This window comes from Rhizobium sp. TH2 (assembly GCF_024707525.1).
Classification (GTDB): Bacteria; Pseudomonadota; Alphaproteobacteria; order Rhizobiales; family Rhizobiaceae; genus Rhizobium_E.
The window spans coordinates 5,543,339-5,569,089 of sequence record NZ_CP062231.1; the positions used below are offsets into that span (position 1 = coordinate 5,543,339).

The 25,751-nt window shown below is 62.0% G+C and carries 22 protein-coding genes; 5 read left to right on the plus strand and 17 right to left on the minus strand.

Going from position 1 to position 25,751, the window contains the following annotated elements:
• Window positions 1-12: 12 nt before the first annotated feature.
• From IHQ71_RS27145 to IHQ71_RS27160, 4 genes are all read right to left on the minus strand, one after another.
• Window positions 13-2,397 carry an aldehyde dehydrogenase family protein gene (locus IHQ71_RS27145; protein ID WP_258159505.1) on the minus strand — a complete coding sequence of 795 codons (2,385 nt, stop codon included), beginning with the start codon at window positions 2,395-2,397 and terminating at the stop codon, window positions 13-15.
• 5 nt (window positions 2,398-2,402) lie between these two features.
• Window positions 2,403-3,383 (minus strand): deoxyribose-phosphate aldolase, encoded by a 981-nt coding sequence (gene deoC, locus IHQ71_RS27150; protein WP_258162967.1) that lies wholly within the window; start codon window positions 3,381-3,383, stop codon window positions 2,403-2,405.
• A gap of 141 nt (window positions 3,384-3,524) precedes the next feature.
• A complete protein-coding gene (locus IHQ71_RS27155; protein WP_258159506.1) occupies window positions 3,525-4,259 on the minus strand; it encodes a DeoR/GlpR family DNA-binding transcription regulator in 735 nt (244 codons plus the stop codon).
• A gap of 90 nt (window positions 4,260-4,349) precedes the next feature.
• On the minus strand, window positions 4,350-5,114 hold the full coding sequence (locus IHQ71_RS27160) for an HpcH/HpaI aldolase/citrate lyase family protein (RefSeq protein WP_258159507.1): 765 nt from the start codon (window positions 5,112-5,114) through the stop codon (window positions 4,350-4,352).
• Window positions 5,115-5,292: 178 nt separating this feature from the next.
• Between IHQ71_RS27160 and IHQ71_RS27165 the strand changes: the two genes are divergently transcribed.
• Window positions 5,293-5,703 carry a hypothetical protein gene (locus IHQ71_RS27165; RefSeq protein WP_258159508.1) on the plus strand — a complete coding sequence of 137 codons (411 nt, stop codon included), beginning with the start codon at window positions 5,293-5,295 and terminating at the stop codon, window positions 5,701-5,703.
• A gap of 26 nt (window positions 5,704-5,729) precedes the next feature.
• Here the strand turns inward: IHQ71_RS27165 and IHQ71_RS27170 are convergent, their stop codons facing one another.
• Together IHQ71_RS27170 and IHQ71_RS27175 are read right to left on the minus strand one after the other, a co-directional pair.
• Window positions 5,730-6,938: an NAD(P)/FAD-dependent oxidoreductase gene (locus IHQ71_RS27170; protein WP_258159509.1), complete on the minus strand. Its 1,209-nt coding sequence runs from the start codon at window positions 6,936-6,938 to the stop codon at window positions 5,730-5,732.
• Between the two features lie 91 nt (window positions 6,939-7,029).
• Window positions 7,030-7,821 carry a DeoR/GlpR family DNA-binding transcription regulator gene (locus IHQ71_RS27175; protein WP_258159510.1) on the minus strand — a complete coding sequence of 264 codons (792 nt, stop codon included), beginning with the start codon at window positions 7,819-7,821 and terminating at the stop codon, window positions 7,030-7,032.
• 210 nt (window positions 7,822-8,031) lie between these two features.
• Here IHQ71_RS27175 and IHQ71_RS27180 point away from each other — a divergent pair, with 210 nt between their 5' ends.
• On the plus strand, window positions 8,032-8,910 hold the full coding sequence (locus IHQ71_RS27180) for a choline kinase family protein (protein WP_258159511.1): 879 nt from the start codon (window positions 8,032-8,034) through the stop codon (window positions 8,908-8,910).
• 1 nt (window position 8,911) lies between these two features.
• Entirely contained in the window at window positions 8,912-11,359 is a 2,448-nt protein-coding gene (locus tag IHQ71_RS27185) for an FAD-dependent oxidoreductase (RefSeq protein WP_258159512.1), read from the plus strand.
• A 239-nt stretch (window positions 11,360-11,598) separates the two neighbouring features.
• Here IHQ71_RS27185 and IHQ71_RS27190 read toward each other — a convergent pair whose 3' ends face one another.
• The 9 genes from IHQ71_RS27190 to IHQ71_RS27230 form a co-directional block, all read right to left on the minus strand.
• Window positions 11,599-13,167 carry an FGGY-family carbohydrate kinase gene (locus IHQ71_RS27190; RefSeq protein WP_258159513.1) on the minus strand — a complete coding sequence of 523 codons (1,569 nt, stop codon included), beginning with the start codon at window positions 13,165-13,167 and terminating at the stop codon, window positions 11,599-11,601.
• A 9-nt stretch (window positions 13,168-13,176) separates the two neighbouring features.
• A complete protein-coding gene (locus tag IHQ71_RS27195) occupies window positions 13,177-13,857 on the minus strand; it encodes an HAD family phosphatase (protein WP_258159514.1) in 681 nt (226 codons plus the stop codon).
• A gap of 152 nt (window positions 13,858-14,009) precedes the next feature.
• Window positions 14,010-15,494 carry a mannitol dehydrogenase family protein gene (locus IHQ71_RS27200; RefSeq protein WP_258159515.1) on the minus strand — a complete coding sequence of 495 codons (1,485 nt, stop codon included), beginning with the start codon at window positions 15,492-15,494 and terminating at the stop codon, window positions 14,010-14,012.
• 30 nt (window positions 15,495-15,524) lie between these two features.
• On the minus strand, window positions 15,525-16,298 hold the full coding sequence (locus tag IHQ71_RS27205) for an L-iditol 2-dehydrogenase (RefSeq protein ID WP_258159516.1): 774 nt from the start codon (window positions 16,296-16,298) through the stop codon (window positions 15,525-15,527).
• On the minus strand, window positions 16,295-17,296 hold the full coding sequence (locus IHQ71_RS27210; RefSeq protein WP_258159517.1) for an ABC transporter ATP-binding protein: 1,002 nt from the start codon (window positions 17,294-17,296) through the stop codon (window positions 16,295-16,297). The genes IHQ71_RS27205 and IHQ71_RS27210 overlap by 4 nt, the downstream gene beginning before the upstream one ends.
• Before the next feature lie 19 nt (window positions 17,297-17,315).
• Window positions 17,316-18,140, minus strand: a complete 825-nt coding sequence (locus IHQ71_RS27215; protein ID WP_258159518.1) for a carbohydrate ABC transporter permease — start codon at window positions 18,138-18,140, stop codon at window positions 17,316-17,318.
• A 9-nt stretch (window positions 18,141-18,149) separates the two neighbouring features.
• A complete protein-coding gene (locus IHQ71_RS27220; protein WP_258159519.1) occupies window positions 18,150-19,022 on the minus strand; it encodes a carbohydrate ABC transporter permease in 873 nt (290 codons plus the stop codon).
• A 193-nt stretch (window positions 19,023-19,215) separates the two neighbouring features.
• Entirely contained in the window at window positions 19,216-20,526 is a 1,311-nt protein-coding gene (locus IHQ71_RS27225) for a sugar ABC transporter substrate-binding protein (protein WP_258159520.1), read from the minus strand.
• 188 nt (window positions 20,527-20,714) lie between these two features.
• Window positions 20,715-21,662, minus strand: coding sequence for a sugar-binding transcriptional regulator (locus tag IHQ71_RS27230; RefSeq protein WP_258159521.1), 948 nt, complete (start codon window positions 21,660-21,662; stop codon window positions 20,715-20,717).
• Window positions 21,663-21,809: 147 nt separating this feature from the next.
• Between IHQ71_RS27230 and IHQ71_RS27235 the strand changes: the two genes are divergently transcribed.
• Window positions 21,810-22,517, plus strand: a complete 708-nt coding sequence (locus IHQ71_RS27235; protein WP_258159522.1) for a type 1 glutamine amidotransferase — start codon at window positions 21,810-21,812, stop codon at window positions 22,515-22,517.
• Window positions 22,518-22,691: 174 nt separating this feature from the next.
• Here IHQ71_RS27235 and IHQ71_RS27240 read toward each other — a convergent pair whose 3' ends face one another.
• Complete coding sequence (locus IHQ71_RS27240) at window positions 22,692-23,225, minus strand: transglutaminase-like cysteine peptidase (RefSeq protein WP_258159523.1); 534 nt, start codon at window positions 23,223-23,225, stop codon at window positions 22,692-22,694.
• Window positions 23,226-23,498: 273 nt separating this feature from the next.
• Between IHQ71_RS27240 and recF the strand changes: the two genes are divergently transcribed.
• Window positions 23,499-24,626, plus strand: coding sequence for a DNA replication/repair protein RecF (recF, locus tag IHQ71_RS27245; RefSeq protein ID WP_258159524.1), 1,128 nt, complete (start codon window positions 23,499-23,501; stop codon window positions 24,624-24,626).
• A 359-nt stretch (window positions 24,627-24,985) separates the two neighbouring features.
• On the opposite strand, the gene IHQ71_RS27250 is transcribed toward recF, so the two are convergent.
• A complete protein-coding gene (locus tag IHQ71_RS27250; protein ID WP_258159525.1) occupies window positions 24,986-25,645 on the minus strand; it encodes a FecR family protein in 660 nt (219 codons plus the stop codon).
• Window positions 25,646-25,751: the final 106 nt, after the last annotated feature.

Consider the following 25,751-nt stretch of genomic DNA (forward strand, 5'->3'; position numbering starts at 1 on the left):
CGCCGGCGGATTTCACTCGCCGTACGGAATCCACACATTCTTGATGTCGGTGGCGCGGCGGAGATAGAGCGGCCCCTCGCCCTGCGCCGGGTCCATCCAGTCGTATGCCTTGCCGTAATCGGTGAACACCCGCTTGAGATTGCCGGTCGAGGCCTTCTCCACCATCTCCGACAGCGCCTGCGACCCGAAGGCCCAGACCGCATCGACATCGTTGTGGCCGGCCATCGCCTTGCCCAGCTCCATCGCCGAACCGGTGACGATATTGACCACGCCGGCCGGAACATCCGAGGTTTCCAGCACCGAATAGAAATCCGTCGCCGACAGCGGATAGGGCTCGGATGGCACCACGACCGCGCGGTTCCCCACCGCGATCAGCGGCGCGACGAGGCTCACGAAACCCAAGAGCGGCGCTTCCGGCGGGCAGATCACGCCCACCACGCCCTGCGGTTCGGGCATGGCGAGTGCCACCCCGCGCAAAGGCGGCTGGTGGATCGCGCCCTCATATTTGTCGGCCCACGCGCCATAGGTGAACAGCCGCGACACCGACGCATCGAACTCCGCCCTTGCCGAACCCGGCGTTCGGCCGGTCTGGGCGGCGAGGCGGGCGATGAATTCATCCGCCCGGCCCGAGAGATTCTCGGCGATGTAATAAAGGATCTGCGCGCGGTTATGCGACGTGGCAGAACCCCAGCTCGACGCACCGATCGCTGCGACCACCGCGTTGCGGATGTCCTTGCGGTTGCCCTCGCCGACCTCGCCGACCAGCTTGCCCTTGGGCGAAACGATCGGGCGATTGTAATTGCCATCGGGTCGCGCCTGCTTGCCGCCGATGAACAGTTTCGCCGTGCGGTCGATGAGCGGTGCCGCGAAGTCACCGGCGGTGGTGCGAAGCTGCGGCACGGCATAATCGAGCCGCGCCTTGCGGTTCGCCCAGGCCTTGGGCTTGAGATATTCGTAGGCGCCCTCGCGCCCGCCCTCGCGGCCGAACCCGCTTTCCTTCTTGCCGCCGAACCCGGCGGCCGCATCGAAAAGATTGGTGGCATTGACCCACACCACGCCAGCCTGCAGCCGTGCTGCGACATGCAGCGCGAGCCCGATCGTCTCGCTCCACACGCTGGCCGCCAGGCCGTAGCGCGAGTGATTGGCAAGCTGCACGGCCTCCTCGGGCGTGCGGAATGTCATCGATACCGCCACAGGCCCGAAGATCTCCTCCGTCGCGACAATCGAGGTCGGCTGGACATTGGCGAGCAGCGTCGGCCGGAAGAAGCTCCCGCCCTTCGGCAATTCGATCTCGCTCTGGTAGAGCGTCGCACCTTCGTCGACACCCTGCTTGACCAGCTTCTCGATGCGCTTCAACTGAACGGGTGCCACGATGGCGCCCATGTCGATCGCCTTGTCGAGCGGCTGGCCGACGCGGAGCGACTGCATGCGGCGCCTGAGCCGCGCATGGAACTTTTCCGCGACGCCTTCCTGCACCAGAATGCGCGAGCCCGCGCAGCAGACCTGGCCCTGGTTGAACCAGATCGCATCGACCACGCCTTCCACCGCGCCATCGAGATCGGCGTCGTCGAAGACGATGAACGGCGACTTGCCGCCAAGTTCGAGCGTCAGCGACTTGCCTGTGCCGGCGGTCTTTTCGCGGATGATGCGGCCGACATCGGTCGAACCGGTGAAGGCGATCTTGTCGATGCCGTCATGCTCGACGATCAGCGCGCCCGTCTCGCCTTCGCCGGTCACGACGTTGAGCACGCCGGCGGGAAGACCGGCAGCGGCGGCAAGTTCGGCGAACAGCAGCGCCGTCAGCGAGGTGAACTCGGCGGGCTTCAGGATCACCGTATTGCCGAGCGCCAGGGCAGGGGCGACCTTCCAGGCCAGCATCAGCAGCGGAAAATTCCACGGAATGATCTGGCCGACGACGCCCACCGGCACGTGGTCGGAAAATTCGCTCTCCTGCAGCTGCGCCCAGCCGGCATGATGGTAGAAGTGGCGAGCGGCGAGCGGCACGTCGATATCGCGCGTCTCGCGGATCGGCTTGCCGTTATCGATCGCCTCGACGACGGCGAGCAGACGGCCGTGGCGTTGTATCATCCGGGCGAGCGCATAGAGATGCCGCGCGCGCTGGTGGCCGGAGAGCTTCGCCCATTGCGCCTGCGCCTTGCGGGCGGAGGCGACGGCGGCATCGACATCGTCCTTGGTGCCGATCGCGAGCTTGGCGAGATCGCCGCCGGTCGCCGGCTCATGCGTCACGAAGGTCTTGTTGCCGGAGGAGGGGCGGAATTCGCCATTGATGAAATGGCCGAACGTGCCGTTGTGGCGCTTGATCCAGCCGCGCGCTTCGGTATCGGCTTCGGGGGCGGGGCCGTATGACATATCGTCGAAGAATTTTGCTACGCTCATGGCAATCATCCAATCGGGTGTCTGTTGAAGGACGAATAGGCGCCCGTGACGTGGTGTTCGAGTTGCCGCTCGATATCGGAAAGCAGCGTCGAGGCGCCGATACGGAAGAGATCGGGCTCGAGCCATTCGCGGCCAAGCTCTTCCTTCATCAGGAACTGGTAATTCAGCACATCCTTGGCCGCCGAAATACCACCGGCCGGCTTGTAGCCGACCTTGAAGCCGGTGCGTTCCTCGTAATCGCGGATCATACGGAGCATGACCAGCGTCACCAGCAGCGTGGCATTGGTGCCTTCCTTGCCGGTCGAGGTCTTGATGAAATCGGCGCCCGCCATCATGCAGACCAGCGAGGCGCGGGCGACATTGCGCAGCGTCTTGAGGTCGCCGGTGGCGAGAATGGCTTTCACGTGGGCATCACCGCATGCGGCGCGGTAGTCCTGCATTTCCTTGTAGAGCGCGTCCCAGTTGCCGGTCAGCACATGCTCGCGGGTAATGACGATGTCGATTTCGCGGGCACCGTCGGCGACGGAAGCCTCGATCTCCTTGACCTTGGTCGCGTGTGGCGAAAGGCCGGCTGGAAAGCCGGTCGAGACGGCGGCCACCGGAATGCCGGTGCCTTCGAGCGCCTCGACGGCGGTGGCGACAAAGCGGTGATAGACGCAGACCGCGCCCGTCGTGATGCGGCGGTCACCCATGCCCAGGCTGTCGAGAATATCCTGGCGGATCGGGCTGGCGGCCTTGGCGCAGAGCCGCTTGACACGGCCGGCCGTGTCGTCGCCGTTGAGCGTGGTCAGGTCGATGCAGGTCAGCGCCTTGAGCAGCCATGCGGCCTGCGCGTCCTTCTTCACCGTGCGGCGGCCGGGCAGCGAGGTCACGCGCCGCTCGCCGGCGGAGAGATTGACCCGCTGCTCGGCGACCCAGCCGAGATCGAGTTCCATGCCGGGATTACGCGGCCAGCCGTGATTGGTGGCGGCTTTCGGCCTTTCCATCGTTGTCGTATCCACGTCAACCTCCCTGGGACATCGAGGTCCGAGATTGTTATATTTATATCAAATTGGTGTTATGATTGCATCAATCCTTGGCATGGTCAAGCGCAATCTCGCCCATCAATGCGCCGTTACCATGGCTTGTTACGCCGCTTCCTCGGCGAACCACGGCCCGTCCTCGGTATAGATGACGTCGAACGCATCGGCGCGGGCGAAGAAGGCGGGCTTCACCCGCCCGAGCTTGGAATTGTCGATCACCAGCAGGTTTTTCTGCGCGGTGGCGATGGCCTTCTGCTTGACCGCGACCTCGTGGAAATGCGCGCAGGTGGCGCCGCGCATCTCGTCGAGGCCGGCGGCGGAGAGGAATGCGGTGTTGATTCCGACCCGGTCCAGCGTATCGAGACCCTGCGGACCGGAAAAGGACGCCGTCTCCGGATGATAGAGGCCGCCGAGCACGATGAGCCGGATATTGGGCGCCCGCGACAGGCGCTCGGCGATGTTGAGCGCATAACACACCACCGTGACCGGCATGGTTTCCGGAACAAGATCAATGAGATGCGACAGCGTCGTGCCGCAGTCGACGAAGATCGTGTCGTCGGCATGGATATGGGTGAATGCGTGGCGGCAGGCCTCCCGCTTGGCGGTCGCGTGCCGGTCGGCCTGCTTGCGTAGATCATAGGGTTGCTCGGGTTCGACCTTTCCCGCCGGCATGATATGGCCGCCGAGATAGGCAAAGCGCGCCGCGTCGCCGGCGATGTCGCGCCGGATGGTCATCTCCGACACGCCGAGCCGCTGGGCGGCGTCCCTGAGATGCATCACGCCGCGTTCGCCGAGGATCGCGGCAAGCTGGTCGAGCCGGTCCTTGTTGCGCGGCGCCATGAGAGAATTCCTTCGGGTCTTGATGATCCACAGGATGTAACCCTTTGGCCAAAACGTCAACCGATTTGTGAAAATCGTAACAGAAATGGGTTATTCGTAGATCGCCCGCAACTGCTTGGACCCCTGCGTCAGCAGGCCCGCATCGTTGCCGATGGCGATGAAGGTGGCGCCGAGGTTGATAAAGTGCTTGGCCAGTTCCGGGTTCGCCATGTAGATGCCGACGGCCTTCCCATGCTTAAGAATCCGCTTGATGGCACCCTCGATGACGGCGGTCACTTCGGGCGCATAGGGATTGCCGAGAAAGCCCATGTCGGCGGAGAGGTCGGCGGGACCGATGAAAACACAATCGACGCCATCGACGGTGGCGATCTCGTCGATCGCCTCGACCGCCTTCATGCTTTCGACCTGCACCATGAGCAGGATTTCCGCGTCGGCCGTCGCGGTATAGTCGGCGATATAGCTGAAGCGCGAGGCGCGCGCCCCGCCTGCGCCCACGCCGCGGGTGCCATGCGGCGGATAGCGGACGGCTTTGGCTAGCACCTCAGCCTGCTCGCGGGTTTCGACCATCGGGATGAGCAGCGATTGCGCGCCGGCATCGAGCAACTGCTTGATGATCCAGGTCTCGCCGATCGGCGGCCGCACCAGCACGCTCGATTCCGAGAAGCGCAGCACCTGCAATTGCTGCATGATGGTCTGCAGATCATTCGGCGAATGCTCGCCGTCGATCAGGAGCCAGGAGAAGCCGGCGTCGCCGAGCAGTTCGGCCGAATAGCTGTTGGCGAGCGATAGCCAGAGGCCGGTCTGCAATTTGCCCGCCTTGAGCGCGGCTTTGAGCTTGTTACGTGGGGCGGGCATGTGGCGGTCTCCGACTTGTTGTCGGTGACAGTGATACGCTTGCCCAAGCCGTTTTCACAAGGGCTGGCCAGCCCAGATTACTTTGTTGCTGACTGTCTTTTGATACCTACGGCTTGATCTAAGCCGAATGGTTCGGCACTTTGGCGCTCGTTCGATCGGAATGGCACGCGATGGATGGATGCAAGCGTTGGTTATTCGGGAACCTGATTTTAACTTGGATGGCTGGTGCCTAGACGATGGCGAAGAAATCAATCGGGAGTATCCCGATACCTTCTGGATACCAGATCGCAAGGATCGAGAAGGATTGCAACCGGGTGATTTTGCCAAATTGATCTTCCGCATCAGTGTCGAGAACGACGAAGAACCCGTTGTGGTCGAACGCATGTGGGTAGTCGTAAGCAAAAGACTTCCAGGAGGCTATCTTGGCATCTTGGACAACGATCCGGATAGCATCGCAGAGAACGACTCGTTGTGGAGCGGTGTGGAGATTCCTTTCCAGGCACATCACGTCATCAATATCGAAGCTCCAGATGAACAATCCGTCGCACTTGCAGCGAGCGAGCCTAGAACACGATGGCCGAATACTTAAAATCGGGCGATGATTTGCGCGATCTGCTACAACAACGACTTCATATTAAACCCCGGATCCGCCACCTGCTCCCGCGTCAGCACCTTGCCGCCCTCCAGTATCTTCCGCGCCATCATGTATGCCGCGCCATCGTTGAGGCAGTCCGCAGCCAGGAATTCATCGCCCTTGAAATAGAAATGCGACTTCGCCCCCTCGCGCAGGCCCTTGCGGGTGATGACGTGGTCGAAGCCGGTGTTGAGGCCGGCAATCTGGAGCTTGAGTTCGAACTGATCGGACCAGAACCACGGCACCGGCTTGTAGGACCTGGCCTCGCCAAGGATATTGTGAGCCACGACAATGCCCATGTCGTTGGCATTCTGGACGCTTTCGAGCCGGATCATGGTGCCGCGATAGGGGAAGCTCGCGCAGTCGCCGATCGCGTAGATCGACGGATCGGAGGTCTCCAGACGTTCGTTGACGACGATGCCGTTGTTGTAGGTCAGGCCGGCGGTCTCGGCGAGCGCGGTATCGGGATAAACGCCGATGCCGGTGATGATGAAATCGGCGGCGATCACCGTGTCGTCGGCGAGGACGACGCCGTCGGCAACGCCATTCATTTCGTGGATTTCGTGCAATTGGGCGTTTTCGAGAATGGTGACGCCATGGCCCTGATGCAGCGCGCGGATATCATCGGCGGTCTCGGCCGAAGCAACGCGCTTGAGAATACGGTCGGCAGCCTCGATGACGGTGACCTGGACGCCCTTCTTGGCGGCTTCGGACGCGGCCTCGAGCCCGATATAGCCGCCGCCGATGACAACGAGGCGCTGGCCTTCCTTCATCTTTTCCATGAGAAGCACTGCGTCGTCGTGGTCGCGCATGACATGGACATTCGGCAGGTGGCCGCCGATCTCTGCGGGCAGCCGTCGCGGCCGGGCGCCGGTGGCGAAGACCAGGAAATCATAGGCAATCTTCCGATTATCGGTGAGGATGATCTCCTTGTCCTTGCGATCCACTGCCTCGGCGCGCGCACCCTTGAGCAGCTCGATCCGGTTCGGCTCGTACCAATCCTCGGGCCTCAGCAGCACCTGCTCGAAGGTGACCTTGCCGGACATGTAGCCCTTGGAGAGCGGCGGTCGCTGATATGGCGGCTCGGCATCGGCGCTGACGATGGTGATTTCGGCATCGGGCGAAAGGTGCCGCAGCTGGGCCGCGAGCGAAAGTCCCGCATGGCTGCCGCCGATGATCACTGTCTTCATGTATTTGGTCTCCCTGGCATCGCGGACAGATACTGAACCTGCGTTCAGGATACCAGTCCCGGCGACTGGTCATTGTCTGTCTGCGCAGCGCTCATGTCTGTTCCCGGCTTCCGGCGATGATCAGCTCGATTCCGTTGGCCTCCAGCATGGCCTTCACGTCGTCGGGCGGCGCGGTGTCGGTCACCAGCAAGTCGGGCATGTCGACGGTGATTGGTGCCGAACGGCCGAATTTTTCACCGTCGGCGACGATGATCCGGTTCTCGGCGATCCGCGCGGCCTCGCGCGAGAATTCCGCCTCCTCCATGTCTTGCAGCATGAAGCCGCGCTCGTTGATCGCGGCGATGGAGAGGATCGCGTGCTTGACATTGAAGCGGCGGATGAAGCTCACGGCTTCATTACCGAAGGCGCCACCATCATGCGGGCGCAGCGGCCCGCCCGCAAGGAAGACGCGGTTGCCGTTCTTGGTGGCAAGTGTGTGGGCGACCGAAATCGAATTGGTGACGATGAACAGGTTCTGGTGCTTCTGCAGCGCCACCGCAATGAAGGCGGTGGTCGAGCCGATGTCGAGAAACAGCGTATCGCCATCCTGGATCAGATTGGAAACCTCCGCCGCGATCACCCGCTTGGCCTCGGCGCTCTCGTTCATGCGGAAATGCAGTGGCTGTTCGGAGGAAAAGTCCTTGAGATGGACACCGCCATGGACCTTGGTCACATGGCCGCTTTCCTCGAGCACCCGGATGTTGCGCCGGATCGTTTCTTCGGAGACGTTGAGCCGTTCGGCCAGGAATTGCACGCGGCTGGAACCGCCCGACAGCCTGAGTTCCTCGAGGATCTCCCGCTCCCGGTGGTTGGAATAGCCACCGCCCCGCTCCGCTGACGACATGATTTTCAACCCCGCAATCCATATCAGGCAAACAGCCAAGAAATCCACAATTAGCCAAAACAATGACGGAAAATGTGGCGCCGACTTGACCTTCAATTCATTTTGAAAGAGCTTACAGGCCGAAATCAGCCTGCGGCAAGTGCTAACTTTAGCACCACGACCGGTATAAGGGCGGGGGAACACGACCGCGAAGCGGGCTGGATGGTACGCATGACACAATCGCCCGAGGACAGGATCCGCTCGCTCGGCATATGGTCGGGTCCGCTGACGATCGAGCCGCTCTCCGGCGGCATGACCAACCGGAACTACCGGGTGCGCGATGGCACGCGCACGGTGGCAGTCAGGTTCGGCGAGGATATTCCGGTCCATATGATCAGCCGCGCCAACGAGCTTGCGGCGGGTGCGGCGGCCCATGCGGCCGGCATCTCTCCGGCGATCGTCCACCACGCCCCCGGCCTGCTGGTGATGGACTATATCGATGCAAAGACCTTTGGCCCTGACGATGTCAACGATCCGGCCAATCTCAGCCGCATCATTCCGCTGATTCGCCGGTGTCACACCGAAATCCCGAAATATTTTCGCGGACCAGCGATGATCTTCTGGGTTTTCCAGGTCATCCGCGATTACGCCAATACGCTTCGGGATGGCGACAGCCCCTATCTGCCGGAGCTCAAGACACTGCTCAAGCGCGCCGAACAACTCGAAGCGGCGGCCGGCCCCTACACCATCGCCTTCGGCCACAACGACCTGCTGGCCGCCAATTTCATGGATGACGGCAAGCGGCTCTGGCTGATCGACTGGGATTATGCCGGCTTCAATTCGCCGCTCTTCGATCTCGGTGGGCTGGCCTCGAACAATTCGCTGCCCGAAGCAAAGGAGCATATGCTGCTCGAGGCCTATTTCGAGCAGCCGCTCAGCGACATGGTGTGGCGCCGCTACCAGGCGATGAAATGCGCCTCGCTGCTGCGCGAGACCATGTGGAGCATGGTGTCGGAAATCCATTCGACGATCGGCTTCGACTACCAAAGCTACACGACTGAAAATCGCGCGCGCTTCGATCGCGCGTTCGACGCATTCAAGGACATCTGACATGAAGGATCTTCCCGCTTCGGCAAAGATCGTCGTTATCGGTGGCGGCATTATCGGCTGCTCCACCGCCTATCACCTCGGCAAGCTGGGTTTCACCGATACCGTGCTGCTCGAACGCAAGAAGCTGACTTCAGGCACCACGTTCCATGCCGCTGGTCTTGTGGGCCAGCTCAGGACCAGCGCCAACATCACCCAGATGCTCGGCCATTCCGTCGAACTCTACAAGACGCTGGAAGCCGAGACCGGGCTCGGCACCGGCTGGAAGATGAATGGCGGCCTCAGGCTTGCCTGCAACCAGGAGCGCTGGACGGAGGTCAAGCGGCAGGCGACCACCGCGCATTCCTTCGGGCTTGAAATGCACCTGCTGAGCCCACGCGAAGCGCAGGAACTCTGGCCGCTGATGCAGGTCGACGATCTCGTCGGCGCGGCCTTCCTGCCGACCGATGGCCAGGCCAATCCGTCCGACATCACCCAGGCGCTGGCCAAGGGCGCGCGGATGAAGGGCGTCTCGATTTTCGAGGATACCGAGGTCATCGATCTCGAAATCGAGAACGGCCGTATCCGTGCGGTGATCACCGGGCGCGGCCGGATCGAATGCGAGAAGGTCGTGGTCTGCGCCGGTCAGTGGACGCGGGCCTTTGCCGGCCGCTTCGGCGTCAACGTACCGCTGGTTTCGGTGCAGCATCAGTACATGATCACCGAGGCCTTCGGCGTGCCGTCCAATCTGCCGACGCTACGCGATCCGGACCGGCTGACCTATTACAAGGAAGAAGTCGGCGGGCTGGTGATGGGCGGCTACGAGCCGAACCCGATCGGCTGGGCCGAGGGCGGCATCCCGGAAGGTTTCCATTTCTCGCTGCTCGACAGCAATTTCGATCATTTCGAACCGATCATGGAACTGGCGCTCGGCCGCGTGCCGATGCTCGAAACCGCCGGCGTCAAGCAGTTGCTCAATGGTCCGGAAAGCTTCACGCCGGACGGCAATTTCATTCTCGGCGAGGCGCCGGAACTGAGGAATTTCTATGTTGGCGCCGGCTTCAACGCCTTCGGCATCGCTTCGGGCGGTGGTGCGGGCATGGCGCTCGCCGAATGGGCCGCCAAGGGCGAGCCGCCCTACGACTTATGGCCGGTCGATATCCGCCGCTTCGGCCGTCCGCATTTCGACACTGATTGGGTCCGCACCCGCACCTACGAGGCCTACGGCAAGCACTATACGCTGGCCTGGCCTTTCGAGGAGAACATGTCGGGGCGGCCGGTGCGCAAGTCGCCGCTTTATGACAAGCTCAAGACCCAGGGCGCCTGCTTCGGCGAGAAACTCGGCTGGGAGCGGCCGAACTGGTTCGCCGATCTCAAGGCGGGCGAAAAGGCCGAGGATGTCTATACGTATGGAAGGCAGAACTGGTTCGGTGCCGTGGGCCGCGAACACAAGGCTGCACGCGAGGCAGCCGTCGTCTTCGACCAGACCTCGTTCGCGAAATTCGCGCTCAAGGGCCGCGATTCGGAAGCGGCACTACAATGGATCGCATCGAACAATGTCGCGAGGCCCGTGGGCTCGCTGACCTATACCCAGATGCTGAACGACAAGGGCGGCATCGAAGCCGACCTGACGGCGGCGCGGGTGGCGGAGGATGAATATTACATCGTCACCGGCACCGGCTTTGCCACCCATGATTTCGACTGGATCGCGCGCAACATTCCGGACGGGCTCCATGCAAGCCTGGTCGATGTCACCTCGGGCTGGTCGGTTTTGTCGTTGATGGGTCCGAAGGCGCGGGACATCCTGCAGTCGATCACCACGGCCGATGTGTCTGATAAAGCGCTGCCGTTCGGGCAATTCCGGACGATCGGCATTTCGGGCGCGCCGGTGCGGGCACTGCGCATTACCTATGTCGGCGAGTTGGGCTATGAGTTACATATCCCGGTGGAGTTCACATCTGGCGTCTATGATCGCCTGATGGAGGCCGGCCGCGCCCATGGGCTGGTCAATGCCGGTTACCGCGCCATCGAGAGCCTTCGCCTTGAAAAAGGCTATCGCGCCTGGGGTTCCGATATCGGTCCCGACCACACGCCGTTCGAGGCCGGCCTCAACTGGGCCGTCAAGATGAAAAGCGGCGCGAAATTCCGTGGTCGGGATGCGCTGGATAAACAGGCACAGCATGGCGTCAAGAAGATGCTGGCGGCATTCACGGTCGATGATCCCGATGTCGTTCTGCTCGGCCGCGAGACGATCTATCGCGATGGCCGGCGGGCCGGCTGGCTGACCTCCGGCGGCTTCGGCTACACGATCGGCAGGCCGATCGGCTACGGCTATGTCAGGAATCCGGAAGGCGTGACGGCGGACTATGTGATGTCCGGGACATACGAGCTCGAAGTCGCGACGGAACGTGTGAAGGCGAATGTGTCGCTGAAGCCGCTGTATGATCCGGAGAATGCGCGGATCAAGGGTTGATGTTGTCGATATGATCGGCGGCGGAGAGCGTGGCTGACCCCCCTCTGTCCTGCCGGACATCTCCCCCTCAAGGGGGGAGATCGGCTCGCGTTTATGCGCTCGCCAAACAGCACTGTCGCATGCTCGGATCGCGGCGGCGGATAAGGAGCGATGTCGGCGCCCCATCCAATCTCCCCCCTTGAGGGGGAGATGTCACGAAGTGACAGAGGGGGGTGAAGCCTCAATCACGGCCGAACAGTTTAAACAATCGCCGCAAGCTCTCGTCGCTGTTCCTGCATCTTGAGGAACACGTGGTAATCGCGGTCGAGCGCCATCGCACGAATCTCATTCGGCGGGATAATGTTGGCCGGCCGCGCCATGGCCTGGCAGGCTTCGGCGAGCGACGGATACCAGCCGGCGGCGCTGGCGGCTGCCATGGCGGTGCCGAGCAGCATGGCTTCCTCGCCGGCCGAGATCGCGACCTGCCGCCGCGTGGCATCGGCATAGAGGCGCGCCAGCAGGGTGTTGCGGGCGTGGCCGCCGCCGAGATGCAGCGTCTCGACCGGGCCGTCGAATTCCATGAGATCGAGGATCTGCCGCATACCCAGCGCCAGCGATACCATCGCGCGGTAATAGATCGCGCACATCGCGTCGAAGGAACCGTCGAGTGTCAGGCCATGGATGGCGCCGAGCACGCGGGCGTCACCGAGCGGCGAGCGGTTGCCGTGGAAATCCGGCAGGACATGGATCGAACCGCCGAAACCTTCACCGGTCTCCGCGATCAGGTCCCGGATCCGCTCCAGCACCAGATCATGGGTTTCGGGCGTCGGCTCGAGGCCGGCGCCATGGACGCGAACGATATGGTCGAGCAGCGCGCCCGTGGCCGATTGCCCGCCCTCGATGACCCACCAATCGGGCAGGACCACGTCGCGGTAGGGACCCCAGAAGGACTTGATGAATTGCGGCTCCTTCGAGAAGCGCATGACGCAGCTGGATGTGCCGCCGATCAGCCCCGCCTCGTTGCGCGAATCGGGATCCTTGCCGGTCAGCGCCAACTGGCCCGCATAGGCATCGACCATGCCGGACGCCACCTTGCAGTTCGTCGTCAGTCCGAGCGATTGCGCCGCCGAGGCCGTCAGCATGCCGACGCAGGCGCCGACCTGTGCCGGGATATCGGTGATGCCGGCGCGCGTGCCGAGTTCGGCAAGACCGGCGCGATCGAGAAAATCGCCTGGCCATCCTTCCTCGGTATGGCTGAGATAGTTCCACTTCGCCGTCATCGTGCAGACCGAGCGCGTCAGGCTGCCGCTCGCCCGCCATGTCAGGAAGTCGGCGAGATCGAAGATCATCCCGGCGCGGTTCCAGACATCGGGACGATGCGACTTCAGCCACATCAGCTTGGGAATCTGCATTTCGGGCGAGATCGAACCGCCTGAATGCTTCACCATCTCGCCGCCCAGCGCGGTCAGCTCTTCGGCTTGTTCTAGGGCCCTGTGGTCGAGCCAGGCGATCGTGTCCCAACGCGGGTCATCGTTCTGGGAAACCGGCAGCGGCAATCCTTCGGAATCGCGAACCGTCAATGAACAGGTCGCGTCGAAACCGATGGCGTCGATCTCGCCGGCCGCGACGCCGGCCTCGTCTCGAGCAGTGCTGACCGCCCTGGTGACGGCCGCCCAGATATCTTCCGAATCATGCTCGGCGGATTGTCTTGATGTACGGTTCATCTCGATGGGGAAGCTGGCACGTCCCAGCATCTCGCCCCGCCGGTCGAAAATACCGGCCCGGGCACTGCCCGTGCCCACATCGACGGCAACAACGTATCTTCCCATTACTCCGCCCTAGCTTCCCGACGCCGCAATCAACCCGGGGAGTTGAGCCATATCATCAAAAATGGCGGCCGGTTTCAAGCTCTCGACGATGGGAAGCAGATTGGATGCCACGGCATGCGAGGCGCCGGTAAAGGCAAACACCGTCATTCCGGCAGCTTTGGCGGCGCGGATGCCGGCTGGACTATCCTCGACGACAATGCAGTTTCGTGGGGAAAAGCCCATGCTGCGCGCGGCATGCAGGAAAAGATCCGGCGCCGGCTTGCCGTTCGCCACCATGCTGGCCGAGAAGATATTGGGCTCGAAATAGTCGATCAGCCCGGTCTTCCTGAGGCAGAGGCGAATGCGCTCCAGTTGGCTCGATGACGCGACGCAATGCGCCAATGGCAGGCCCGCCAGCATATCGCCGACGCCATGCACCGGCTCCAGTTCAGCCTGGAAGCGGGCATAGAGCCGCTTGCGCATGTCGCCGAGCGCGTCATCATCGAGCATCAGCGAATGTTCGGTGGCGATCATCGCGGTGATCGACGCCATGCTCTTGCCGAGGAAATTCTCGTAGGCCCAGCTTTCGCTGAACGTCAGGCCCGCATCCGCCAGCATTTCGCGCAGCACCGCAAACGAGATCGGCTCGCTATCGACCAATACGCCGTCGCAGTCGAAAATGACCAGCTTGCCGTTGGACTTATTGATCATGGGGAACTCTGAACATCGCGTCTGTGGATGGGCCATCCAGCGGACGGATGAGGGGCAAGCGCTTGCCCCTCATCGCCTTACCGCGCCCGACACTTCTCCGCAAGCCGGGGGGCGGGAGAAGCGGGAGGGTTGGGGCGCGGGAGGTCATGGGCCTAAGCCAGGCTGCCGTCGACATAGGCCTTCAGCGTTGCCCGTGTGCCCTTCGAATGGAGCGAGGCCAGCGCCTCGGCAAAACGCTTCTGGAACATGGGCGAGGTCCCGACATCGCCAAAGATGTCCTTGAGTTCGAGGAAGGCGAGGGGGTTCTCGCGTGATTTCATCGCTGCGTCATGCAGCCTGTCGGCGCTGGCGTCGTTGAACTCGATTGTCTTGCCGGAATCTGACTTGCCCTCGAAATAGCGGCACCAGAGCGCCGAGACCAGCGCGAGGCCCTGGACATCCTGGCCCTTGGTGAGCCGGTCGGAGGTCGAGGGCAGGATGAATTTCGGCTGCCGGTTCGAGCCGTCCTGCGCCAATCGCGCCACGGTGTCGCCAATCTTTGGATTGGCGAAACGTCGCTCGATCAGCTTGAAATAATCCTGGATATCGGTGTTCGGCACCGGCGGCACACAGGGTATGATCTCGGTCTTTTCGAGCTTGGCGAGGAATCCGCGAATCTCGGGATCCTCCATCGTCTCATGCACGAAATGGATGTCGAGCAGGGCGCCGGGATAGGCGATGGTCGCATGCCCGCCATTGAGGATGCGGATTTTCATCAGTTCGAAGGGTGCGACGTCATCGACGAAGGTGACGCCGACATCTTCCAGCGCCGGCCGGCCGGCGGTGAACTTGTCTTCCATCACCCATTGCTTGAACTCTTCGCAATAGACCGGCCAGGCATCCGCGATGCCGAAAGTCTCCTCGCAATGGCTGATCTCGCGCGCACCCGTCGCTGGCGTTATGCGATCGACCATGGAGTTGGGGAAGGAAACGTTCTTCGCGATCCACTCGCCGAAAACCGTGTCGCTTGCGAGCTTGGCCAGCCCCACCACCGCATGCTCGGTGACATGGCCATTGCCCGGGATGTTGTCGCAGGACATCACTGTGAAGGGCACGATGCCGCGATCACGGCGGAGTTTCAGGCTTGCTAGGATAATGCCGAACACGGTCCTCGGGTCCGACGGGTTCTTCGCGTCCGCAACGATTGCTGGATGTGCGGGATCGAACGTGCCGGATGCCGGATTGATGAAATAGCCGCCTTCGGTGATGGTCATCGAGACGATACGGATTGAGGGATCGGCGAGCTTTTCGATGATGGTGCCACGGTCGGCTGGATCGAGGAAATCGATCATCGCGCCGGTGACGCGCGCGGCCGACTTGCCGACATCCTGCTCGACAACCGTTGTCAGGTAATCCTGGCCCTTGAGCTTGTCGCGCATGGCGCCGTCATAGGCCGTTACCCCGGCGCCGATCAGCGCCCAATCGCGGTCGCGGCCGGTGTTGAAAAGGTCGTCGAGATAGACGGCCTGGTGCGCCCGGTGGAAATTGCCGATGCCGAAGTGAACGATACCGGCCTTGAGATCGCCGCGCTGATAGGCCGGGATCGCGGCCGTCGCGGAAATGGCGCTGAGATTGGCGAGCGAGAGTTTCGTACTCATGGCTTACGTTCCTTATGCAAATCGGACGAGCTAACTCATCCAGTTGCCGCCATCGACATTGTAGGTCTGGGCGACGATATAATCGGCTTCGGACGAGGCGAGGAAGACCGCCATTCCGGTCAGGTCGTCAGGCCGGCCCATGCGCCCGAAGGGCACGGCCTCGCCGACGAGCCGTTTCTTTTCGCCGAGCGGGCGGTTCTCGTATTTCGCAAACAATGCATCGACGTGTTCCCAGTGCTCGCCATCCACCACGCCGGGCGCGATGGCGTTGACGTTGATGCCGTGCTGGATCAGGTTCAGCCCGGCCGACTGCGTCAGTGAGATGACCGCGGCCTTGGTGGCGCAATAGACGGCGACCAGAGCCTCGCCCCGGCGTCCCGCCTGGCTCGCCATGTTGATGATCTTGCCGCCCTTGCCGCGCTTGATCATGGTTTTCGCGGCGGCCTGCATCATGAAGAGCGTGCCGGATACGTTGATGGCAAACAGCCTCTCGTAGCTCTCCCGCGTGATGTCGGTGATCGGCGCGAGATCGAATAGCGCGGCACCGTTGACCAGGATATCGAGACCGCCGGTCTTTTCCTCGACCGAGACGATCGCGGCATCGATGGAGTCCTGGTCAGTGACGTCAAGTCGTATCGCATAGGCTGACGGTCCGAGATCGGAGGCTGTATGGCTTGCGCGGTCGATGTCGATATCGGCGATCGCCACTTTCGCGCCCTCGCGGATATAGGCTTCCGCGAAGGCCCGGCCGATCCCCCGCGCCGATCCCGTGATCAGCGCGGATTTGCCGTCGAGGCGTTTCATCGGATCGCGAGCCCCCTGTCGTCGAACTTGTGGACGCGGGCTGAGTCCGGCGTCAGATAGACCTTGTCGTCGAAGCGGATGTCGGTCTCGCCAGATGCGCGCACAGTGATGACGCCCGCCTTGTCGGTCTTGACGTGGATGAAGGTATCGGAGCCGAGATGCTCCGTCACGCCGGCAATGCCGCTCCAGGTGCCCTCGGTCTTGGAGATGCCGAGATGTTCGGGCCGGACACCGATCGTCGCCGCGCCATAGGCCTTGGCGATGTCGCCGGAGACGAGGTTCATCTTCGGCGAGCCGATGAAGCCCGCGACAAAGACATTGTCCGGCTTGTGGTAGAGTTCCATCGGTGAGCCGACCTGCTCGATATTGCCGGCATTGAGCACCACGATCTTGTCGGCCATGGTCATGGCCTCGACCTGGTCGTGAGTGACATAGATCATCGTCGTCTTGAGCTGGTGATGCAGTTCCGAGATTTCGAGCCGCATGTTGCCGCGCAGCGCAGCGTCGAGGTTGGAGAGCGGCTCGTCGAACAGAAAGGCCGAGGGTTCGCGGACGATGGCACGGCCGATCGCGACACGCTGGCGCTGGCCGCCGGAGAGCTGGCCGGGCCTGCGGTCGAGATAGTTGGTGAGGTTGAGCACGCGGGCCGCGTCATCGACCTTCTTGTCGATTGCGTCCTGGGGCATCTTCGCCATCTTCAAGGGAAAGGCAATGTTCTTGCGCACGCTCATATGCGGATAAAGCGCATAGGACTGGAACACCATGGCGAGCTTGCGCTTGGCCGGTGCCTCGCCGGTGACATTGCGGCCATCGATCTCGATCGTGCCGGATGTCGTGTCCTCGAGCCCCGCAATCAGGCGCAGCAGCGTGGACTTGCCGCAGCCCGACGGGCCGACGAACACCACGAACTCACCTTCGTTGATTGTCAGGTCGATGCCGGGAATAACCTGCGTCGCACCGAAGGACTTGTTGACTTGTCTGAGCTGAATATTTCCCATTTTACTCTCCCGGATTTTCTTATTTCACGGCGCCGAATGTCAGGCCACGCACCAATTGCTTCTGGCTGAACCAGCCCATGATCAGAATCGGCGCGATCGCCAATGTCGAAGCGGCACTGAGTTTCGCCCAGAACAGACCCTGCGGGCTCGAGAACGAGGTGATGAAGGTCGTCAGCGGCGCTGCGTTCGTCGTGGTCAGGCGGATCGTCCAGAAAGCCTCGTTCCAGGCCAGGATGATGTTGAGCAGCATGGTCGAGGCGATACCCGGCACCGCCATCGGCAGCAGCACGTAATAGATCTCACCCCAGAGCGAAGCACCGTCCATCCGCGCGGCCTCCAGGATCTCGCCCGGAATTTCGCGGAAGTAGGTGTAAAGCATCCAGATCACGATCGGCAGGTTGATCAACATCAGCATGATGGTCAGGCCGATGCGGCTGTCGAGCAGGCCAAGGTCGCGAAAGATCATGTAGATCGGAAACAGCACCGCTACCGCCGGCATCATCTTGGTGGAGAGCATCCACATCAGGATGTCCTTGGTCCGGCGTGTCGGCGCAAAGGCCATCGACCAGGCCGCCGGCACGGCGACGATCAGCGCAAGCACCGTGGAGCCGAGCGCTAGGATCACCGAATTCATGAACGGCCTGAAGTAGTTGTACTGACTCTGGACGTCATAATAGCTCTCCATCGTAAAGGACGGGATCAGGTTGAAGCCCTGGATGGCTTCCTGCTCCGACTTGAAGCTGGTTATGATCGTGTAGAGGATCGGAAAGAAGATCAGTAAAGCGATAGCCCACGCCGCGACGGTGACGGCTGCGGTACGCCTGGTGGAAACAGCTCGTGCCATGATGCGCTCCTATCGGTCGAGGTTCTTGCCAACCGCCCGCATCGCGAAGAAGGCGACGATATTGGCGAGGATGACTGCGATGATGCCGCCGGCCGAGGCTTGGCCGATCTTGAATTCGAGGGTCGCCTTCTGGGCGACGAGGAACGGCAGGTTGGTCGATGCATAGCCGGGTCCGCCATTGGTCGTGACCAGGATTTCCGCATAGACCGAGAGCAGGAAGATCGTCTGGATGAGGATCACGACGGTGATGGCACGGGCGAGATGCGGCAGCGTCAAATAAACGAAACGGTTGAGAAAATTCGCGCCGTCCATCTCGGCCGCTTCCTTCTGCTCGCCATCGAGCGATTGCAGCGCGGTAAGCAGGATGAGCGTCGCAAACGGCAGCCATTGCCACGCGACGATGATGATGACCGACAGCAGCGGAAACCGCCCGAACCAGTCGATGGGGCTGAGGCCGACGGAGCGCAGGAGATCGGAGATCACGCCATATTGGGCATGCATGATCATGTTCTTCCACACGAGTGCGGCCACCGGCGGCATGACGAAGAAGGGGGAGATCACGAGAATGCGGACGATACCCTGACCCCACATCGGCTGGTCGAGCAGCAGTGCGAGCAGGATGCCGCCGACGAGAGTGATGGCAAGCACGCTCGCCACGATCGTGAGCGTATTGAGGATCGACCATAGGAAGGCGGGATTGTTGAAGAAGAGGAGATAATTGGAGAAGCCGACAAAGCCATCGCGCATCGGGCTAAGCGGATTGTACTGTTGGAACGAGAACCACAGCGTGATCGCCAGCGGCACCGCCATCCAGATCAGCAGCAGCCCGACGGACGGCGCCAGCATGGCGCGGGCAAGCGAGCGGGTTTGTTGCGTAGCCATTCCAATCCTCCTCCCATATCGCGGTCCCGCCACAGGTCCCGCAAGCGGGAGAGACAGCACCAGCCTACTTCTTGATAGAGCGTTTTGTTCTTGGAGTTTATTGCACAGGCACGCATCACTGGCGATGCCTGGGGAAATCCTTAAAGGGGCTGCCCGGCGAGGCCGGACAGCCTAGATGCGTCCTTGGGAGACGTTACTGTATATATCCGCCTTCGGTCATGGTTGCCGTGGCGGCATCCTGCGCCTGCTTCAGTGCATCGTCGGTGCTCATCTGGCCGGCAAGTGCCGCCGAGAAGAGCTGGCCGACAGTGGTGCCAAGGCCCTGGAATTCAGGAATGGCGACGAACTGGACACCGACATAGGGGACCGGCTTGACAGTCGGCTTGGTCGGATCGGCGGAGTTGATGCTGTCGAGCGTCATCTTGGCGAAGGGAGCGGCCTTCTGGTATTCCGGGTTGTTGTAGAGCGAGGTGCGCGTGCCCGGAGGAACATTGGCCCAGCCTTCCTTGGCGGCGACGATTTCGAGATAGTGCTTCGAAGTCGCCCAGGCGATGAACTTCTCGGCCGAAGCGGCCTTCTGCGTACCGGCTGGGATGGCAAGCGTCCATGCCCAGAGCCAGTTGCCGCGCTTGCCGAGGCCGTTATCCGGCGCCAGTGCATAGCCGACCTTGTCGGCAACCGTCGAGTCCTTCGGGTTGGAAACGAAGGAAGCAGCCACCGTGGCATCGATCCACATGCCGCACTTGCCCTGCTGGAAGAGTGCGAGATTTTCGTTGAAGCCGTTGGACGAAGCGCCCTGCGGACCGGCATCGTTCATCAGCTTGACATAGGTATCGAGCGTCGTCTTCCATTCCGGTGAATCGAACTGGGGCTTCCAGCTCTCATCGAACCAGCGTGCGCCGAAGGAGTTGGACATGGCGGTCAGGAACGCCATGTTCTCGCCCCAGCCGGCCTTGCCGCGCAGGCAGATGCCGTTGATGCCTTCGTCACGGTTGGTCATCTTGCGGGCTGCATCGGCAATGAATTCCCAGGTCGGGGCGTCAGGCATGGTCAGCCCTGCCTTTTCCATGAGGTCCTTGCGGTACATGACCATCGAGCTTTCGCCGTAGAACGGCGCGGCATAAAGCTTGCCGTCGGCGGAAAGGCCTCCGCGGATAGCGGGCAGGATGTCGTCGACGTCATAGTCGGCACCGAGATTGTCGAGCGGCAGGAGCCAGCTCTGCTTGGCCCAGATCGGAACTTCATAAGTACCGATCGTCATCACGTCGTACTGGCCACCCTTGGTGGCGATGTCGGTGGTCACGCGCTCACGGAGCACGTTTTCCTCAAGCGTCACCCATTCGAGCTGGATGTCGGGATTTGCCTTGGTGAAATCGTCCGTCAGCTTCTGCATACGGACCATGTCGCCATTGTTGACGGTCGCGATGGTGATGGTTTCGGCGTTGGCCATGCCTGATATGGCGATTGCTGTGCTCGCGCCCAGCAAGAAGGTCTTCAAGTTCATGAGATCTTCCTCCCAGAAGAAAAAATGAGCAAATGCTATGCTCATGGGCATTTACTCGTATGATTGCTAATGTGTCAAGCGGATTTCGTTGTTGCGGCGCAGCAATGTTTCTTGGCAAAGACAAAAGACACTTATCCCGCGCGGCCTGAATGCCGGCGGGTCACGAAGGGCGGGAGGATTGAAAGAGATCAGGCCGTCTTGAGCAGATGCTCGGCGGTTTCCTCATCGGTGATGAGGCCGTTGATCAGGTTGCCGCGCAGCGCGCCCGATATGCCGGGGAACTTGCGATGGCCCTTGGCGGCGGCGATCACCAGCGAGGTCTCGCGCGGCGGGATCGGGGACGAGGCAACACGTTCGTTGGTGATCCCCTGGATCATCTTGCCGTCACTGTCGAACGACCAGCCGACGATCTCGCCGGCGGCGCCGGCACTTCTCAGTGCCGCGAGCTCCGCCGATGTGATGAAGCCGTCGACATAGAGCGGCGCGTCCTCGGTGAAATCGCCGATGCCGACGAAGGTGACATCGGCGCGCGCGGCGAGCGCCAGCGTCGGCTTGATCATCGCCTGGGCATGCAGCATTTCCCGCTCGCTGCGCGAGGTGGCGATAACGGGCAGCGGCATCGGGAAGGAGCGGACATTGACCGAGTCCGACATGGTGAAGACGACGTTGTAATACGCGGCGGAGCCATCGGGCGCGATATTGCCGGTCAGCGACACGACCCTGTGGTGGCGGCAATCCATGCGCGGCAGGAGTTCGACCGCGGCCTTCAGCGTGCGGCCGGTTCCGACCGCGATCAGCACCGGTTCCTCGCGCTTCAGCCACCGCTCCATCTCGGCGCTCGCCGCCTCGGCGACGCCGGTTATCGTGGAATCGGACCCAGGATCGGTCGGTACGACATCGACGAATTTCAGCCCGAACCTCTCCCTCAGGGCGTCGGAGAGTTCGAGACAATTGGCGATCGGATGGTCGATCTGCACGCGCACCAGACCCTCGGAACGAGCGAGCGAGACGAGGCGCTGGGCCGATTGCCTGGACACGCCGAGCTTGGTGGCGATCTGGTCCTGGGTATTGCCGGCGACATAGTAGAGCCAGCCCGCACGGGCTGCGTCGTCGAGGCGGCTCACTCTCTTGCTCATGGATCGGTCGGCTCCCGGAATTTTCCGCGCGGATCATAGGCCGCAACCCGAAAATTGGAAGGGGTCCCGCAAAATTCGCGGGCGCCCCACCTTGGCTTTTCCTTCCACTCGGATATGGTCCGCGAAGGCCCTTCATAAAGTGATTTCATGCGCATACTCATCGTCGAAAATCTCCATAAGACATCCCTCGGGCAGGTCGGCATTGCCCTCCAAGAGGCCGGCGCCGAACAGGTCTGGATCCGGCCCTGGAATGCCGAGCCGCTTCCCGCCGCGAGCGACGGTTTCGACGGCATGGTGGTGCTAGGCGGCGAGCAGAGCGCCATCGACGACCATATCCATCCCTATCTGCCGGAACTCGCGCGGCTGATGAAAGGCTTCGGCGACGACGACAAGGCGGTGCTCGGCATCTGCCTCGGCAGCCAATTGCTCGCCCGCGCCCATGGCGGTACCAACATCCTGGGCACCGCGCGGCAATTCGGCTGGCATCGCGTGGCCAGGACCGAGGCTGCGGCTCAAGATCCTGTGCTGACGGCGATCGATGCCGAATTCCCGATCTTCGAATGGCACAGCGACACGTTCACGCTGCCGGAAGGCGCCACCCATCTGGCGACCAATCCCGATGTTGCCAACCAGTGTTTCCGGATCGGCCGGGCGTCCTATGGCATGCAATTCCATTTCGAGGCGAACCGCCAGGTGGTCGAAGACTGGAATCAGGGATTCGCCGAGACGATCGAGCGGATGATGCCGGGCTGGCTCGCAGACTATGACAAGCACGCCGCGACCGACGGTGTCGTTGCTGATGCCGCTGGCCTCGCGATCGCCCGCGCATGGGTCGGCCAAATCCAGGCAGCTTGAGAATGCCAAAAAGCCCCGGCGTTGCCACCGGGGAGGGTGGTCCATCTCCGGGGACGCGGAGACGGACGGTGAGGCTATGGGTTGGTGCCAGCCCTGTAACGCGCTGGCCGGCGCCGTGCTGGGGGTCAGGGCCGCTTGATGGCGCGGCCCCGGCCGGTCACACGAGCTTTGAGATCACACGAGCTTTTCGAAACGGTAGCCGGTCCGCGAGCGGCGGACGATCGACTTGCGGATATTGTCGAGCGCGAATTCGCCAGACGTCGTCTTGACGATCAGGATCGCATGGCCCTCGCCACGGCGGGTGCGGACGACGGCGATCTTCAAGGCCGAGGCAGGCACGCCGGCGCGGATCAGCTTGTGGCGCTTGGTCATCGCATAGTCGTCGCAATCGCCGTAAGCCGGATTGATCGACCATGTGTCGCCACGCTCGCGGCGTGGGCGGATCGAGCGGTTGACCTGGGCATTGACCGACACGAGAAGCGCGCGGATCTTCGGTGTGTAGGCGACGACCGAGCGGCGCGACTTACGGCATTCCGAGGGGTTCTTGAGGCAGAACAGCTGGAAGGCGAGCGGGGCGGCGGCCATCTCGGCGCGCTGGTGGCGCGAGCGGGAGCCGAGGTTCCAGGCATTGGCCTCGGGCACGATTGCCGCGGTGAATGTCAGAGCCGCGAGAGCCGCGACGATAAGCTTGGGAAACATATCAGTCATCCCCGTTTTCCGGCCTGCCCTTTTGTTGCCGGGCCTGGTGCCGTTTGGTTGGGGCGAAGGTTCCTGTTTTTCCAGATATTCTCTCCGCCGATGACACCAATCTACCGATGACCCGCTAAGGCCTCCTCAAACCAATCGCTAAAATTTGACCTATCTGTCGTTTTCGGGGACGCATGTGTTCCGCAATGGCGCGAAGCAGGCTATTGCGGCTTCGGCCTTCCATCCGGTCACGAACTTCTTTAGGATCGGGGCCTCCTCCCGCGACGCGATTTCATGCCCGGCAAAGTCACCATCCAGAGCATTACACTGACCGCTTTCCGCAACTATGCGGAAGCGTCGCTCGGCTTTGACGGACGTCACGTCGTGCTGACCGGTGACAACGGGTCCGGCAAGACCAACCTGCTGGAGGCGCTGTCGTTCCTGTCGCCCGGCCGTGGACTGCGCCGCGCCGTCTATGCCGATGCGGCCAAGGAAGGCATGGACCGGGGCTTTTCGATCTTCACCCGGCTCGACGGCATGGACGGTGAAGTGGAGATCGGGACCGGCATCAATCCCGGCGAGGCCGGTACCCGCAAGGTCCGCATCAATGGCACCGAGGTGAAGTCCTCCGACGAATTGCTCGATCATTTGCGCGTGCTGTGGCTGACGCCTGCCATGGATGGGCTGTTCACCGGCCCCGCCTCCGACCGGCGGCGCTTCCTCGATCGTCTCGTTCTTTCGCTCGACCCGGCCCACGGGCGCCGGGCGGCGGATTTCGAAAAGGCGATGAAGATGCGCAACCGGCTGCTGGAGGAGCGCCGCCATGACGGAACCTGGCTTTCCGGCATCGAGCAGCAGATGGCCAGCCTCGGCGTTGCCATGGCCATGGCGCGATCGGAAATGCTGGGGCTGCTGACCAGGCTCGGCGGTCACGGTGCGGCAGCGGGTGCCTTTCCGGCTGCCGGCCTCGCGCTGAGTGGTTTCCTCGACGACGCGCAAGATTCCGCCGCGATCGATCTTGAGGACCGATATCGCGGAATGCTGGAGGAGACCCGCTATCGAGACCAGGCGGCGGGGCGCACGCTCGACGGTCCACACCGCACGGACCTGCTGGTCACCCACGTCGCCAAGAACATGGATGCGGCGCGCTGCTCGACCGGCGAGCAGAAGGCTCTGCTGACCGGCCTGATCCTGGCGCATGCACGCCTGACCGCCAACATGACGGGCTTCGCGCCGATATTGCTGCTCGATGAAATTGCAGCCCATTTCGACCAGGCGCGGCGCGAGGCGCTGTTCGACCTGATAGACGATCTCGGCGGCCAGGCCTTCATGACCGGCACCGACAGCCATCTTTTCGACGCGCTCGGCAGCCGCGCGCAGTATTTTACTGTCTCGCATGGGGACGTCGAAATCAAAAATTAGAGAAGTCTTAAATACTTGAAGAAGACGCGCGATCACGCGGCCTTCACATTAACGTTTTTTAACAGTCGGGGCTTTGCCCATTCATTGAAATGCCACATTTGAAGCACCAAATATCCATTAATGGTGGTCGTCGCCCCTTGACCACCACGATCCGGGATCAGGCCCGTCCCCCGCCGGCCCGGAGATGCGGAAACAAAGACGCCCCTTATCTTTGTTCCGCTTTATAAGAGACCGTCATGGCACCGCCCTCCGGCCATGACGGTCTTGCCATATCTGGGGCTCAGTTTTCGGAACGCATTAACGGCAAACGAAAATGGCCGGAAACCCGGCCATTGCGATTTCGCTCGTCTGTGAAAGGCTTACATCAGGCCGACGGCCTTGTAGGCTTCCTCGATGCGGCCCTTGCCCCATTTCTTTGTTTCGGACATGTCGCCACCGAAAAGCGAGCGGGTCTTGGCATCGGTCGCGATATCGACGCCTTCGCCGGCGGCAACCTTGCGCAGCGTCTGGCCGCTCTTGACCTCGACTAGGCCGTGCTCGACGAAAACCGCGAAATTGCCGCGGCTCTTGCCGGTGAAGAACTTGGTGCCGCGCACGCCGATCTGGCCGAATGTGGTGCGGATCGTCAGGTCGATCTTGGGCGTGCCTTCGGGCCGGTCGAAAACCATGTCGCCGGACACGAGCTCAAGCACGCCGCCCTGTTCGGCGAGGAAGCTGTCGAGCAGCACTTCCGTGTTCTCGCCCATCAGGATCTTGGTGTCGGAACCGAGCGTCATGGACGCAAAGCTCTTGGCGCCGGTGGCCACGAGATCGTTGTTGGCCAGCGCTGCACCGGTGCGGATGGCGGCCTCGATGTCGTTCTGGGTTCTCATCACCTCGCCCTTGGCATCGAGCACCTTGCCGATCTCGTCGGAGGCGAATGACGGGAAGGCAGGGGAAATAGCCAGCGCCCCGGCAAGGCCGAGCGTCTGCCTGCGGGTGAGACCTGTGCCGATATAAAATGTCTTGATGCCGCTCATTGTTCTGAGCCTCCTGAAACGATTTATGAAAGACTATTCCAACTGACGTCTTTTGCAAGGCGCGTATTCGGTATGTCTTTCCGGACTTGGGTCTATTATCGCGCCT